Raw genomic sequence first — 14,005 nt, forward strand, 5'->3', positions numbered from 1 at the left:
GGCAGTTCAGGCAGCGGCCCGCGGGCCGCTGCCTGACGCGCTACAGTTTGCCTTTTCTTCTTCATTGGCATATCCATGACTTTTACACCTCATGATATGCCCCGCCCACGAAATCACGGATAGGTCCGGCCCGTCGGAATGAGAGCAGCAGTCGATGCATTGCCACAAACGACAAATGCAGCGGCATACACGTCCGGCGACGCGAAGGATCCTCCCCCCAACAACACCACAGCAGTCAACGCCCCCACTACGGCGCTCGTCCCACCCGCCCTTCGCCCTTTCGCAGTTTCCGATGCGGCCACATAGGTGCCCGTCTTCTCGCACCAGACATTCTTGTAAATCTTGTTCATTTTGTTCTCCCTGTTGTACTGCCCGGCCGATCGGAACTCGCACCAAAAAACAGCGGCTCTTGTGAAAGAAACACAATCCCCCGCAGCCCCGCGGGGAGTTCATCGTGGGCGACTTTTATGCCTTTGCACCCAGCCCCGTCCTTCGCCGGGCCGGCCGCTGCGGAAAATGTCGCGCAGTGTCATGTCGGCATAGCTCCATACGAGATGCCGAATGCTGATTTCATCTACTGCTGGCAAAAATATAAAAAGTGCTTGCTATCGAAACGACCACACCGACAATCAGCGACTCCCATTCCTCCGCTGCGGGCGCGTCATTTCCATCGCGTGAAAATCATGAAAATTATTTCGATATGTTTTTTAAACTAATTAATCTTATTATCGAAAAACATCACCGAACACACAGCAACAGGAACAGTCGCCGCGCGCCTCACCCCGACAATTTATATTTCGCCCTCACCGTCGACGCCAACACCCATCTTCATTAAAAGATGGATCGTGACCCAAACACCTCAGAGATTGGCGACCCTTCACACCATTACAATTGCCGACGCAACACCGGGAGACATGCACACGCGACCGCCGCATCATCGGGAAAACCCGTTTGCTCAATTCTCACGATCAAAATTGGATATCTCAAACTGCTTGCGATCCTTATCGCGAATCCACTCAGGCGCCCGCCCTACTCCTGACCACGTCGCTCCGCTGACCGGGTCGAAATAACGCGGCCGCCGTTTCGTCGCACGGCGCAGGATATCGGCCGTAAATATATCCTCAGGAGAAAACCCAAACTCACGGACGCAATATCTAATCTCGAGCAAAATCGCCTCAGCAGCCGCTCGCCGCTCTTCAGCAATTCGAGCCTCCAGATTCGCCCTTCTTTCCAAATACCGCCGATGAGACTCCAGGTTGCGCATTTATATAATTACATCTCGTAAAACATAAAAATAAGCACCGATCGAGTCGACAACACAAAAACACTCCACTACCTGAACTCGCACTCGCCCAACAATCCATATGAAACATGCTATATCGACGAGCAATAGCGATTGACAACATTTGTCACACATCAACCGCACCCCAATATCCATTCTGTTCATAAAAGTTGACAAAAAGACCGCTCAAGAATGTCACTCTATTTCGCAAATCAATCCTGCCATTCGGCCATACAACGCCCAGACAAAATATTTCGATTAGCTTTCACTTAAATCTGAAAACACAAGCTGCCCCACGCACGAGGGTATGCACGGATTTAAGCAACACGAAAAAAATGGTTCCAATGAAAATTCTTACCGTTGACGACGAGCCAGCACAGGCTGCGTTTATCTGCGATGTCCTGATCGCAGAAAGGTTCGATGTCCGAAGCGCTACCCGCGGCGCAGAAGCCATACGCCTCCTCGAAACCGATACCTTCAACCTGATCGTGCTCGACTGGAACTTGCCGGATATTTCCGGGCTGGAAGTCCTTGCCTGGATTCGTGCGCGAGTCGGCAGAGACCTCCCCGTGTTGTTCCTGACGAATCGAGTGCGCGAGGAACAGCTTGTCGTTGCGCTTGATGCAGGCGCTGATGACTACATGGTCAAGCCTGTCCGACGCCATGAGCTGATCGCAAGAGTCCGTGCACTCCTGCGGCGGGCCTATCCCGTGAACGCGACGCCGACATCGATCAACATCGGTCGTTACCGTCTGGATCTCGTGACCGAAACCGTGTTCCTGAGTGACGAGCCGATTAAACTGACATCGAGAGAATTCAACGTCGCCGTTGCGCTGTTTCAAAATTGTGGTCGCGCAATGCCTCGCGAAGCGTTGATCAAGTCGATATGGGGACGCCATAGCGATCACATCTCCAGGACGCTCGATACACACATCTATCGCGTGCGTTCCAAGCTGCGAATCACGCCCGAAAACGGTGTTCGACTTCGCGCTGTTTACAATCACGGGTACCGGTTGGAGTTGCTCGATTCCAGTCACACGGTCGATGGGGAGTAGCTGCTTCCTAGAGCGCTCACGACATTCGGCTCTGTGTGCCCGCCAGCGTCGTTACAGCAGCAACATATGCGGTTTGAGTTCAAGACAGGCGCAAAGACCGATGCTGAAGACGCCATACGTGATCGATGAATCCAGCTGCGAACCACACGCAACCGGGATCGACGACAATCTGCAGCGATCCCGGCGCTGTCGCGGCTCGTTCGGCTGCCCTGTGGGCACCGAGCGATTGCAGTCAGACAATCGCGTCGTCGCACTGACCGTCGCGCAAGCCGACGGCTGGTTGCACGATACGGCGGTCGATATCGATCGTCGACGCACCCTTGACCATGACTTCCCGCTCTGCCGGTGCCGTCAACTTCCAGGCGAACGCCGTGACGCTCAGAACTCGATAAAGGGAATGTTGCATTTTCATCCTCACGTCGGAAGCCACGAATCGCATCGATCGCCCCCGAGCATCACCGCATGAAGTCTCACTCTGTGCTGCACAAGGCCGGAAATTCGCATCCGGCATCGGTACGTTCGCAACCGGCACCAGAGACGGCGCGAGCCGCCGTTACCGAGCCTGCTCACGCGGCGGCGTGACGATCGACTTCGCCGAGCCTTGAATCAGTCGAGACGCAAGCGGCACAGGCTCACCATGTTTGGGGCGATCGGCAAGCCAGGCCACACAGACAGCCAGTGCGATCGCGCTTCCCCACAATGTCAACAGAACACGCATCTTCACTTCACCTTCGCGGGCTTTGCCACCTGCGCGATTTTTTCCTGCGGTGTCGGCGCCGTTTCCAGGACGATCACCAGTGCCACGACAAGTCCGCAGATCAGCAGACCGCACATGCCGAACACCGCTCTATTCATTTCAGCGCCACCACTGCATCGTTAGGCCGAATGCGCCGATCGACCCACACCGGGAAATCTGCGCACCAACGCTTGGACCGCGCCTGGAAGCGTCGACTCGATTCAAACGCCCGATGGTCGGCCGCACGATGCGTGATTGGGGCGGTCGCGTCGACCGTGGTAGCGTCGATCGCAATGAAGATGCCTTGGTCACGAGGTGGCGTACCGGTCACGAGCGCCCCGAGTCTCGATGGCTGACCGGACTTTTCGACGGTCCCTGAACGCATCCCCGGTGGAGGCACTCGTTGCCCCGGAAGAGGGGCGTCATAGACTCCCATGGGTGAGGCCGGATTTAATGCCACACCATATTTTTTATTAGTAATACAAATAATCATGCTCGCGAATTTTACTCCGCCAAAGACATCGAAACTTCAGTTGACTGGATCGGAATATCGAAGATTCATGCGCTGCATCGAACGGTCACAACCGGCCAGCGGACACTCGACACGGTCGTCAGAAGCGCCTGGAAGCCGTAGTTCGGCACGATCCGGGTAGCAGTTCCGATTGACCCGTTTGCCAACTACTCACGCCAATACACCTCACGCAACATTTGACTTCATCTCGTCGACAAAGCCGAGGCCGTGAGCTCCAATTCAGACAAGACGCGTTCGATTACGTCAGTCCAGTTTCCACGCGCGGTCTGGGTAAAGAGTCGCATGCCGGGATACCACGGACTGTCGTCGCGATTGCGCAACCAGCGCCAGCAGCCCGCGTACCGGTTCAGTAACCACACGCGCTTCCCCATGGCTGCGGCCAGGTGAGCGACCGCGGTATCAACGGAAATGACAAGATCCAGCGCGTCGATGAGGGCCGCTGTATCGGCAAAGTCCCTCACCTCGTGCATCCAGTCGACTACGTGTGGATACTTCTCGTGAGAAAGCTCTTTCGAAATGTCATCCGCCTTCTGCAAGCTGATCCAGTGCGCGTGAGGCCACGCAAGCAATGGCGCCATCGTATCCAGATCGATACTACGCCGGCGATCATCGGGCGTGCCCGAATGCCCTCCCGCCCAGACCACCCCGATGCGTGGCAAGGTGCGTGGCTGCAACTTCGCCACCTTCGATGACCATTTTCGCGACCGTCGCCGATTCGCGTACAAATAAGGCAGATCGGCGGGAATGTTGTCTACTTGCGTTCCGAAGGCCATCGGCAGCGACAGCAGCGGGCAATACCAGTCCCACTGAAGCGGGTCGAATGACTTGTCGTCGAGCAACGTCAGATTTGGCCACCGAGAGCAGAGCGAATCAGTCAGCAGCCGGCGCAGTGGTTTCGGGCATAAAAGGCCAACTGCAGTGAATTGCCGAAGCGCCATTTCGAGATATCGACAAAAGTGCAACGTATCGCCCAATCCCTGCTCGGCCAGAACGAGCAGGCGGTTTTCGCCAGGCGGCAGCCCTTGCCCCTGCCACCGACGGATCGGCAAAGCCGGGTACTTCGCCCCGGGATACGAATCGCCCGCCAGCATGGTTACCCACCGGTGTTCGAAGTATGGCCAGGCCTCCTTATATTCACCGGCGCGAAGCAATGCATATCCAAGGTTGCCGCAGGCTACGAGATTTTTGGGATCCAACTCGATTGCTCGACGATACGAACTGATTGCGAGGTCGGTCTCGCCCAACAGGCTGAGACACACGCCCATATAGCTATGGGCATCCGAACGTGCCGGATTTCGTTCAATCGTGCGTCGACAAATATCGATGCCGTCTTCCGGCTTTTCGTCCAGCACCAAAGCCAGGCACAGGTTGTACAACAACTTCGAAGTGTCCAGATCCGGCTGGTGATCTTCGGCAAACGCCAGACCGCTTCGCGCGCTTGCTGCCGCCTGCGAAAATGCCCTCAATCGTGTTTGCACCACGCTCAGGCTGTTGTAGAAGATGGCATTGGGAGACGCGTCAATAGCCCTCTTGAACCAGTCCTCTGCCTCCTCAGCCCTATCCTCGGCCTTACCCAATGAAAAGGCGATAAGCCCTCTCAGATGCAGGGCATCACCGCTCGACGGGTACTCCTTCAGAACGTCTTCGACCAGCCGAAGAGCGCGTTCAGGCTGGCCAGCGTGATAAGCCTCGATGGCCTTGTCATAGCACAACTGGATATCTTCAAGATTCGATTCCACGGCAACCCCGATCAGCAGTCCACAGCAGTGAACGTTCCGCAGCGCAGTTCGGACCCGGAAGATGGACGCTGGATATCCATTACCGCCTCAATGCCGATTTGCCGGCGTTGCATGGGGCGCGCGTCGAAGACCGGCGATTTCCGGGGGCCCTTCCAACGTCGACGTGTCAGTTTGAAAATTCAACCAGACCTCGAGCCGTCGTTGAACAAACGTTATCCAGAGATCGGTCGTGACCGGATGCCGTCCGAAAACATCCTGCCCCGCAAAAAACCTCGATCAGAAAAAAGCCAAGCGTGAGCTTGGCGTCAAATCCGAGGGGAAGTGCTCCGGTAACAGAGCATTGACGATGGTACGCGTCCGCACACGGCTAGATTTGAACGATTGTCACATCCAGAAAGAGGGAGGCATTTGCGGCCTTCGGCGATCACCGTTATCGGCCTGCGAGAACCGGTCATTCAAAATCATGCGAACCATCGACTCAACGACGGAAGCGTGCCTCGTCCGGAAGCCTTGCTTCGACAACACGGGCCGTCCGAATCTGAACGAGCCTCGACATTAATCGCCGGAACCCAGCCGGATGCCTCGCGCGCCCCTCCCCGCGGATCCATCGCTTCGCATCGAAGCATTCATTTTCATTACGCCGATATTTACGGTTTACCTCCGCACTAAACACGCCAAACGCCCTCTCCGTAAGGCCCTGGATTACATTCGGTAATTTAATGCGAATCATTCTCGTTTACATTGACTTTCCCATTTGACACTCCTACGATGCGCCGCGTTGCGCTTCGCTTCGTGCCCTGGCCAATCGGAGCCGAGCGTCCGGACAGCGGCCGACAAGCAGGACTCCACACTAATTAGAACCAGGGATTTGATATGAAGTTTGCGTCGTTCCAGGGAGACAGCGTCCGTGCCCGGATGCGCCCCGCCGCCTGCGCGGCCATCCTTGCATGCGCGTCGTTCGCGAGCGGCGCCGCTTTCGCCGACGTGCCCGTCGACGCACAACCCGAAGCACCCGAGGCCGACCTCTCGATCCAGGCGAAGCCGACCAACATGTGGACCGGCATCTGGACGCGCCAGAGCCTGCTCGGCGACATGGGCGGCATCCGCCCGTGGCTCGGCAAGTACGGCGCGACACTGCAGATCACCGAAACCAGCGAATACCTCGCGAACCTGCGCGGCGGCCTGAACCGCGGTGGCGCCTACGACGGATTGACGACGGCCACGTTGACGGTCGACACGCAGAAGGCGATCGGCCTGGCCGGCGGCACGTTCAACGTCAGCGCGCTGCAGATCCACGGCACCAACCTGAGCGCGCGGAACCTCGGCACGCTCAACACCGCGAGCGGCATCGAGGCGCAGGGCACGACGCGCCTGTGGGAGCTGTGGTACCAGCAGTCGTTCCTCGACAAGCGCGTCGATGTGAAGATCGGCCAGCAGAGCCTGGATCAGGAATTCATGGTCAGCACGTATGCGAACACGTTCGTCAACACGATGTTCGGCTGGCCCGCACTGCCGTCGTACGACCTGCCCAACGGCGGCCCCGCGTATCCGCTCGCGGGCCTCGGCGTGCGCGTGCGCGCGCAGATCACGCCGAAGCTCACCGCGCTCGCGGGCGTGTTCGACGGCGACCCGCTCGGCAACAACCCGAACAACCTCAGCGGCACCAGCTTCAACCTGCACAACGGCACGCTCTATATCGGCGAGCTGCAGTACGCGCTGAACCAGCCGTCCGACGGCGAAATGGACACCGGCCGCTCGAACGGGCTGCCGGGCACCTACAAGATCGGCGTCTGGTATCACAACGGCCGCTTCGCGGACCAGAACGTGGGCACCGACGGGCTGTCGCTCTCCGATCCCGCGTCGAACGGCAACGCGCAGCTGCGCCACGGCGACTACAGCTTCTACGCGGTGGCCGACCAGATGATCTGGCGCCCCGACCCGACCGGCCCGCGCAGCCTCGGCGTGTTCGCGCGCGTGATGGGCGCGCCGGGCGACCGCAACCTGGTGAGCTTCTCGGCCAATGCGGGGATCGTGCTGAAGGCGCCGTTCGAAGGCCGCGACAACGACAGCGTCGGGCTCGGCGTCACGTACATCCAGGTCGGCAACCACGTGACCGACCTCGACCAGGCCGCGCGGACGTTCGCGACCGGCCCGTACGGCGTGCGCACCCGCGAGACGACGCTCGAAGCGACCTACCAGTACCAGGTGAACCCGTGGTGGATCGTCCAGGCCGACGCGCAGTACACGTTCAACGCGGGCGCCGGCCAAAACCCGAGCGACGCGACACAGCCGCTGCGCAACACGTTCGTGCTCGGCGCGCGTACGACGATCACGTTCTGAGCGACGCGCCCACGCGACCCGTTTTTCGTGCGCCGCCCGGACGGCGCGCCCTCCAGGAGATTCACATGATTCAATCCGCCCCGCTTCGCCGCCTCGCGACGGGCGCACTGGCCGCCGCCGCCCTGACGGCCGCCGCCGGCGCACTCGCCGAGCCGCAAGGTTTCCTCGAGACGCTGCATCGCCACACCACGCTCGTCAACACGGTGCCCGGCAACGGCGACCAGAACCCGTACGCGATCGCGGTCGCGCCGGTGTCGGCCGGCACGATCCAGGCGGGCGACGTGCTCGTCGACAACTTCAACAACGCGGCGAACCTGCAAGGTACCGGCAGCACGATCGTCGACTACCGCCCGTCGACGAAGCAGCTGAGCCTGTTCGCATCGATCCCGCGCGACCTGAAGGCGTGTCCGGGCGGCATCGGCCTGTCGACGGCGATGACGATGCTCAAATCCGGCTGGGTGATCGTCGGCAGCACGCCGAGCAACGACGGCACGACGAACACCAAGGGGGCCGGCTGCCTGATCGTGCTCGATCCGCAGGGCAAGATCGCATCGACGTGGTCGACCCCGAACATCAACGACCCGTGGGGCAACATGGCCGTGGTCGACCGCGGCGACAGCGCGACGCTGTTCGTCAGCATGGCCGGCTTCGGCGTCGGCCGCGCGGACGGCAACCCGCCCGTCTACAAGCAGGCGACCGTGCTGCGCCTCGATCTCGACGTGCCGGCGGGCAAGCCGCCCGTCATCAAGCAGGAAACGGTCGTCGCGAGCGGCCTCGGCGCGCAGGCCGACAAGGGCGTGTTCCTGGTCGGCCCGACCGGCCTCGCGTTGTCCGGCGACCAGAAGAAGCTGTATGTGTCGGACGCGATCGGCAACCGGATCGTCGAAATCGACGACCCGCTCACGCGCGACACCAGCGCGGGCGTCGGCCGCCAGGTCACCGCCGATGGTTTCCTGCGCCGCCCGCTCGCGCTCGCGACCGCACCGAACGGCCACCTGCTCGCGACCAACGCGCAGAACGGCCAGGTCGTCGAGATCGACCCGGTCGCCGGCAAGCAGCTCTACGCGCGCTGGATCAACACCGACAAGGCGCAGTCGCCCCCCGGCAACGGCAACCTGTTCGGCATCGCAATGACCCCCGAGGGCGACGGTTTCTACTACGTCGCGGACGACGTCAACACGCTGTTGCTCGCGAAGTAACGGAACGAACCATGGCAGACGATCACAACCAGCCGCCCCGCCCCGCACGGCGCGGCTTCCTGAAGGCGGGCGGCGCCGCGGTGGCCGCCGGCCTCGCGGCGGCGTCGATGCCGGCCGCGAAGGCGGCGGATGCCCCCGCCGCCGCACCGGCCCCCGCGCACGACGGCGTCGAGCCGTTCTACGGCCAGCACCAGAGCGGCATTGCGACGCCGCAGCAGCGCCACGCGTATTTCGCGGCGCTCGACCTGACGACGGCGCAGCGCGCGGACGTCATCGCGCTGCTGAAGACCTGGACCGACGCCGCCGCGCGGATGACGCGCGGCGACACCGCGCAACCGCTCGCCGCGACGGGCGGCGACGAAGTCGCGCCGGCCGACGGGGGCGACGCGCTCGGCCTCGGCCCCGCGCGCCTGACCATCACGTTCGGCTTCGGGCCCGGCCTGTTCGCGCTCGCGGGCAAGGACCGCTACGGCCTCGCGAAGCAACGCCCCGCCGCGCTCGTCGACCTGCCGCGTTTCAACGGCGACCAGTTGCTGCCCGAGAAGACCGGCGGCGACCTGTTCATCCAGGCATGCGCGGACGACGCGCAGGTCGCGTTCCACGCCGTGCGCCAGCTCGCGCGGCTCGGCGCGAAAGCGACGCAGATGCGCTGGGGCCAGGCCGGCTTCACGTCGGGCAAGCCCGGCGAGACGCCGCGCAACCTGATGGGCTTCAAGGACGGCACGATGAATCCGCCGATGTCCGATCCGGCCGCGATGAACGAATTCGTGTGGGCCGGCAGCGAAGGTCCGGCATGGATGAACGGCGGCACCTACACGGTCGTGCGCCGGATCCGCATCACGCTCGAACACTGGGACAACACGGAGCTCGGCTTCCAGGAACAGGTGGTCGGCCGCCATAAGTACAGCGGCGCGCCGCTCGGCCAGAAGGACGAGTTCGAGGCGCTCGACCTCGACGCAGCCGACAAGGACGGCAACCCGGTGATCCCCGACAACTCGCACGCGCGCCTCGCATCGCCGCAGGTCAACAACGGCGCGCAGATCCTGCGCCGCGCGTACTCGTACAACGACAGCACGAGCTTCTACATCGAACGCTGGCCGCCATGGCGCCAGCAGACCGAGTACGACGCGGGGCTGATGTTCGTCGCGCACCAGCGCGACCCGCGCAAGGGCTTCATTCCGATCAACGAGAAGCTCTCGAAGCTGGACATCATGAACCAGTTCACCACGCACGTCGGCAGCGCGATCTTCGCGTGCCCGCCGGGCGCGCAACCCGGTTCGTACATCGGCGCCGCGCTGTTCGACGCATGACGTCGCGCCACGCCAGCCAACGCACACCTTTCCGGCCCGACCGGATGCAACCTGCTGAAAACGACATGACCACTTCACCCGTTAGCCGCCCGCTGCGGCACCTGATTTCCGCGGCGGCCGCCGCGCTGATGCTGACCGGCGCGCTGCACGCCACCCGCACGCATGCCGCGACGCTTACGCTGTACAACGCGCAACACGAGCAGGTCGTGAACCAGCTCGTCAAGGACTTCGAAGCGCAGAGCGGCATCACCGTGAAGGTGCGCTCGGGCGAGGGCCCCGCGCTCGCCGCGCAGATCGCCGCGGAGGGCGACCGCACGCCGGCCGACGTGTACTTCACCGAAAACTCGCCGGAGCTCGTGCTGCTCGACCGCAAGGGCCTGTTCGCGAAGACCGACGGCGCCACGCTGCAGTCGGTGCCCGCGCGCTTCAACCCGGCCGACGGCAACTGGGTCGGCGTGCTCGCGCGCGAGAACGTGCTCGTCTACAACACCGCGAAAATCCAGCCGCAGCAGCTGCCCGCGTCGCTGCTCGATCTCGCGAAGCCCGAATGGAAGGGCAAGGTCGGCGTCGCGCCGAGCGACGCGGACTTCCTGCCGCTCGTGAGCGCGGTGCTCGCGCTGCATGGCGAGGCCGCGACGCTGCAATGGCTGAAGGGCCTGAAGGCCAACGCGCAGATCTTCGACGACGACGAAGGCGTGACGGCGGCCGTCAACCGCGGCGGCGTGCTGACCGGCATCGTCAACAACTACTACTGGGACCGCCTGCACGCCGAACTCGGCGACAAGTCGACGCGCAGCGCGATCCACCACTTCGGCCACGGCGACGTCGGCGGTGCCGTCAACGTGTCCGGCGCCGCGGTGCTGAAAGCGTCGAAGCACCAGCCGGAAGCGCAGAAGTTCGTCGCGTATCTCGTCAGCGAGCGTGCGCAGAAGCTGATGGCGGGCGGCCATGTCAGCTTCGAGTATCCGCTGCATCCGGGCGTCGCCCCCGATCCGATCCTGAAACCGTTCAACGAACTGAGCCCGCCGGCGCTGACGTTCGAACAGCTCGGCGACGACAGCCAGGCCGGCAAGCTGCTGCGTCAGGCCGGCCTCCTCTGAGCATGAGCGACGCCGTGTCCCGCACGGCGCGCACCGCGCGCGACGGCGAGCGCACCGCGACCCGGCGGCGCCCGTCGCGCGCGCTCGTCGCCGCGGCCGTGTGCGGGCCGCTCGCGATCCTGTTGCCGCTCGGCTTCACGCTGTACCGCGCGGCCACCTTCGGCGTCGACGATGCGATCGAGCTGCTGTGGCGCCCGCTCGTCGGCGAGTTGCTCGTCAACACGCTGTCGATCACGCTCGCCGCGACCCTCGCGTGCACGCTGCTCGGCACGGCGCTCGCGTGGTTCATCGAGCGCACCGACCTGCCGGCCCGGCCGCTGTGGACCGCGCTGGCGGCCGCGCCGCTCGCGGTGCCGCCGTTCATCACGAGCTACGCGTGGGTGTCGCTGAGCCTCGACCTGCAGGATTTCCTCGGCGCGCTGATCGTGCTGACCTCCGCGTATTTCCCGCTCGTCTACCTGCCGGTGGCCGCCGCGCTGCGCGAACTCGACCCCGCGCTGGAGGAAAGCGCGCGCACGCTCGGCTGCTCGCCTTGGCATACCTTCTTCCGCGTCGTGCTGCCGCAGTTGCGCCCCGCGCTGTGCGGCGGGATGCTGCTCGTCGCGCTCGGCGTGCTGTCCGAGTTCGGCGCATTCCAGTTGCTGCGCTTTCGCACGTTCACGACCGAGATCTATGCGGAATACCGCACCGCGTTCAACGGCGGCGGCGCGTCGCTGCTCGGCTGCGTGCTGATCGCGCTGTGCCTGCTGTGCCTCGCGATCGAGGCGCGCGCACGCGGCCATGCGCGCTACGGTCATACGCACCGCGCCGCACGCCGCGTCGCGATGCGTTATCCGCTCGGCAACCTGCGCGGCCCCGTCACCGTCGCGTTCGCCGCGCTCGCCGCCGCGACGCTCGGCGTGCCGCTCGCGATGATCGGCTACTGGCTCACGCAACAGGGCGCGGCCGCCGTCACGCCGGCCGACGTGTCGCCCGAGCTGCTGTGGCAGGCCACGCTCGCGTCGTCCGGCTACGGCCTGACGGCGGCGGCCGTCACGACGCTGCTCGCGCTGCCGCTCGCGTTCCTGCTGGTCCGTTATCCGGGCCGCGTCGCCACCCTTCTCGAGCGCACGGCGATGACCGTGCAGGGCGTGCCGGGCATCGTCGTCGCGCTGGCGATCGTGTCGATCACGGTGCGGCTGCTGCAGCCGCTCTACCAGAGCGCACCGGCGCTCGTCGCCGCGTACGCGATCCTGTTCCTGCCGCTCGCGGTCGTCAGCGTGCGCGCCGCGCTGTCGCACGTGCAGGTCCGGCTCGAGGAAACCGCGCGCGCGCTCGGCCTCGGCTGGCGCGCGACGCTCACGCGCGTGGTGCTGCCGCTCGCGGCACCCGGCCTCGGCGCGGCCGCGACGATGGTGTTCATCTCGGTCGTGACGGAACTCAACGCGACGCTGCTGCTGTCGCCCATCGGCACCCGCACGCTCGCGACGCAGGTGTGGAGCGATACGGCGACGCTCGCGTTCGCCGCCGCGGCGCCCTATGCGGCGCTGCTCGTCGCGCTGTCGCTCGGCGCATCGGGACTGCTGTTCCTGCTGCTCGGCCGCGCGTCGGTGCGCAACTGAGCGCCGCCCTTTTTCCCCGGAACCGCCCATGAGCGAACTACGCATCCACGGCCTGTCCAAATCGTTCGGATCGCACACCGTCCTGCACGACATCGACCTCACGGTGCGGCGCGGCTCGCGCCTCGCGCTGCTCGGCCCGTCCGGCAGCGGCAAGACCACCCTGCTGCGCGTGCTGTGCGGCTTCGAGCGCGCCGAGCGCGGCACCGTCGAAATCGACGGGCGCCGCGTGGCCGCACCCGACCTGCACCTGCCGCCCGAGGCGCGCAGGATCGGCTATGTGCCGCAGGAAGGCGCGCTGTTTCCGCATCTGTCGGTGGCCGACAACATCGCTTTCGGGCTGCCGCGCGCGGCGCGGCGGCGCCATCATCGCGTCGACGAACTGCTCGAGATGGTCGGGCTGCCCGCATCGTATGCGAGCCGCGCGCCGCAGCAACTGTCGGGCGGCCAGCAGCAGCGCGTCGCGCTCGCCCGCGCGCTCGCGCCGGAGCCGTCGCTCGTGATCCTCGACGAACCGTTCTCCGCGCTCGACACGTCGCTGCGCCACGAAACGCGCAGCGCGGTCGCGGATGCGCTCGCCGCGGCGGGCGCGACATCGGTGCTCGTCACGCACGACCAGCCCGAGGCGATGACGCTCGGCGACGAAGTGGCGGTGATGTGGCACGGCCGCCTCGTACAAACGGCCGCGCCGCAGACGCTGTACCGGCAGCCGGTCACGCGCGACGTCGCGTCGTTCGTCGGGCAGGCCGTGCTGCTCGCCGGCCGCGTGCGCAGCATGCGCATCGCCTGCGCGCTCGGCGAACTGCCGCTCGTCGCGCCGCTGCCCGACGGGCCGGCCGACGCGATGCTGCGCCCCGAGCAGATCGGCATCGTGCCGGTCACGCAGGCCGATGCCGCGCGCGGCCATACGGCGCGCGTCGAAGCCGCGCAGTTCGCGGGCCAGGATGCCGACGTGGTCGTGCGCCTCGATGCCGATCCCGACGTGCTCGTGCGCGCACGCGTGCCGGGACACCGGTGTCCGGCTGTGAGCGAACGTGTCGCCCTGGTGGTGGATGGCGCGGTGATGGCGTACGCGCGTTGAGCGGTTGGCGCGGCGTTTGGCGTTTGGCGTTTG

General features: G+C 64.1%; 12 protein-coding genes. 8 read left to right on the top strand and 4 right to left on the bottom strand.

Going from position 1 to position 14,005, the window contains the following annotated elements; translation table 11 throughout:
• Nucleotides 1–113 precede the first annotated feature (113 nt).
• Together E9536_RS31460 and E9536_RS31465 are read right to left on the bottom strand one after the other, a co-directional pair.
• On the bottom strand, nucleotides 114–350 hold the full coding sequence (locus E9536_RS31460) for an ESPR domain-containing protein (protein ID WP_136472017.1): 237 nt from the start codon (nucleotides 348–350) through the stop codon (nucleotides 114–116).
• Nucleotides 351–955: 605 nt separating this feature from the next.
• Entirely contained in the window at nucleotides 956–1,255 is a 300-nt protein-coding gene (locus tag E9536_RS31465; protein ID WP_081063877.1) for an H-NS histone family protein, read from the bottom strand.
• Between the two features lie 371 nt (nucleotides 1,256–1,626).
• On the opposite strand from E9536_RS31465, the gene E9536_RS31470 reads away from it, so the two are divergent.
• Complete coding sequence (locus E9536_RS31470; RefSeq protein WP_136472019.1) at nucleotides 1,627–2,337, top strand: response regulator transcription factor; 711 nt, start codon at nucleotides 1,627–1,629, stop codon at nucleotides 2,335–2,337.
• Nucleotides 2,338–2,569: 232 nt separating this feature from the next.
• Here the strand turns inward: E9536_RS31470 and E9536_RS41655 are convergent, their stop codons facing one another.
• Both E9536_RS41655 and E9536_RS31475 read right to left on the bottom strand, forming a co-directional pair.
• Entirely contained in the window at nucleotides 2,570–2,743 is a 174-nt protein-coding gene (locus tag E9536_RS41655) for a hypothetical protein (protein WP_155633678.1), read from the bottom strand.
• Between the two features lie 1,044 nt (nucleotides 2,744–3,787).
• Nucleotides 3,788–5,344, bottom strand: a complete 1,557-nt coding sequence (locus E9536_RS31475) for a tetratricopeptide repeat-containing glycosyltransferase family protein (protein ID WP_247873542.1) — start codon at nucleotides 5,342–5,344, stop codon at nucleotides 3,788–3,790.
• A gap of 27 nt (nucleotides 5,345–5,371) precedes the next feature.
• Here E9536_RS31475 and E9536_RS31480 point away from each other — a divergent pair, with 27 nt between their 5' ends.
• The 7 genes from E9536_RS31480 (at nucleotide 5,372) to E9536_RS31510 (ending at nucleotide 13,972) form a co-directional block, all read left to right on the top strand.
• Entirely contained in the window at nucleotides 5,372–5,641 is a 270-nt protein-coding gene (locus tag E9536_RS31480; RefSeq protein WP_136472023.1) for a hypothetical protein, read from the top strand.
• A 576-nt stretch (nucleotides 5,642–6,217) separates the two neighbouring features.
• Complete coding sequence (locus tag E9536_RS31485) at nucleotides 6,218–7,684, top strand: carbohydrate porin (RefSeq protein ID WP_119338885.1); 1,467 nt, start codon at nucleotides 6,218–6,220, stop codon at nucleotides 7,682–7,684.
• 65 nt (nucleotides 7,685–7,749) lie between these two features.
• The gene (locus E9536_RS31490) at nucleotides 7,750–8,883 is read left to right on the top strand and encodes a hypothetical protein (RefSeq protein ID WP_136472025.1); all 1,134 of its coding nucleotides are present in this window, start codon (nucleotides 7,750–7,752) and stop codon (nucleotides 8,881–8,883) included.
• Nucleotides 8,884–8,894: 11 nt separating this feature from the next.
• The gene (gene efeB / locus E9536_RS31495; RefSeq protein WP_136472027.1) at nucleotides 8,895–10,193 is read left to right on the top strand and encodes an iron uptake transporter deferrochelatase/peroxidase subunit; all 1,299 of its coding nucleotides are present in this window, start codon (nucleotides 8,895–8,897) and stop codon (nucleotides 10,191–10,193) included.
• A 65-nt stretch (nucleotides 10,194–10,258) separates the two neighbouring features.
• Complete coding sequence (locus E9536_RS31500; protein ID WP_136472029.1) at nucleotides 10,259–11,293, top strand: iron ABC transporter substrate-binding protein; 1,035 nt, start codon at nucleotides 10,259–10,261, stop codon at nucleotides 11,291–11,293.
• A gap of 2 nt (nucleotides 11,294–11,295) precedes the next feature.
• Entirely contained in the window at nucleotides 11,296–12,894 is a 1,599-nt protein-coding gene (locus tag E9536_RS31505; RefSeq protein WP_136472031.1) for an iron ABC transporter permease, read from the top strand.
• Between the two features lie 28 nt (nucleotides 12,895–12,922).
• Nucleotides 12,923–13,972 (top strand): ABC transporter ATP-binding protein, encoded by a 1,050-nt coding sequence (locus tag E9536_RS31510; RefSeq protein WP_136472033.1) that lies wholly within the window; start codon nucleotides 12,923–12,925, stop codon nucleotides 13,970–13,972.
• The last annotated feature ends 33 nt before the right edge of the window (nucleotides 13,973–14,005 follow it).

Source organism: Burkholderia sp. LS-044, from assembly GCF_004803625.1.
GTDB classification, from domain to species: Bacteria; Pseudomonadota; Gammaproteobacteria; order Burkholderiales; family Burkholderiaceae; genus Burkholderia; species Burkholderia cepacia.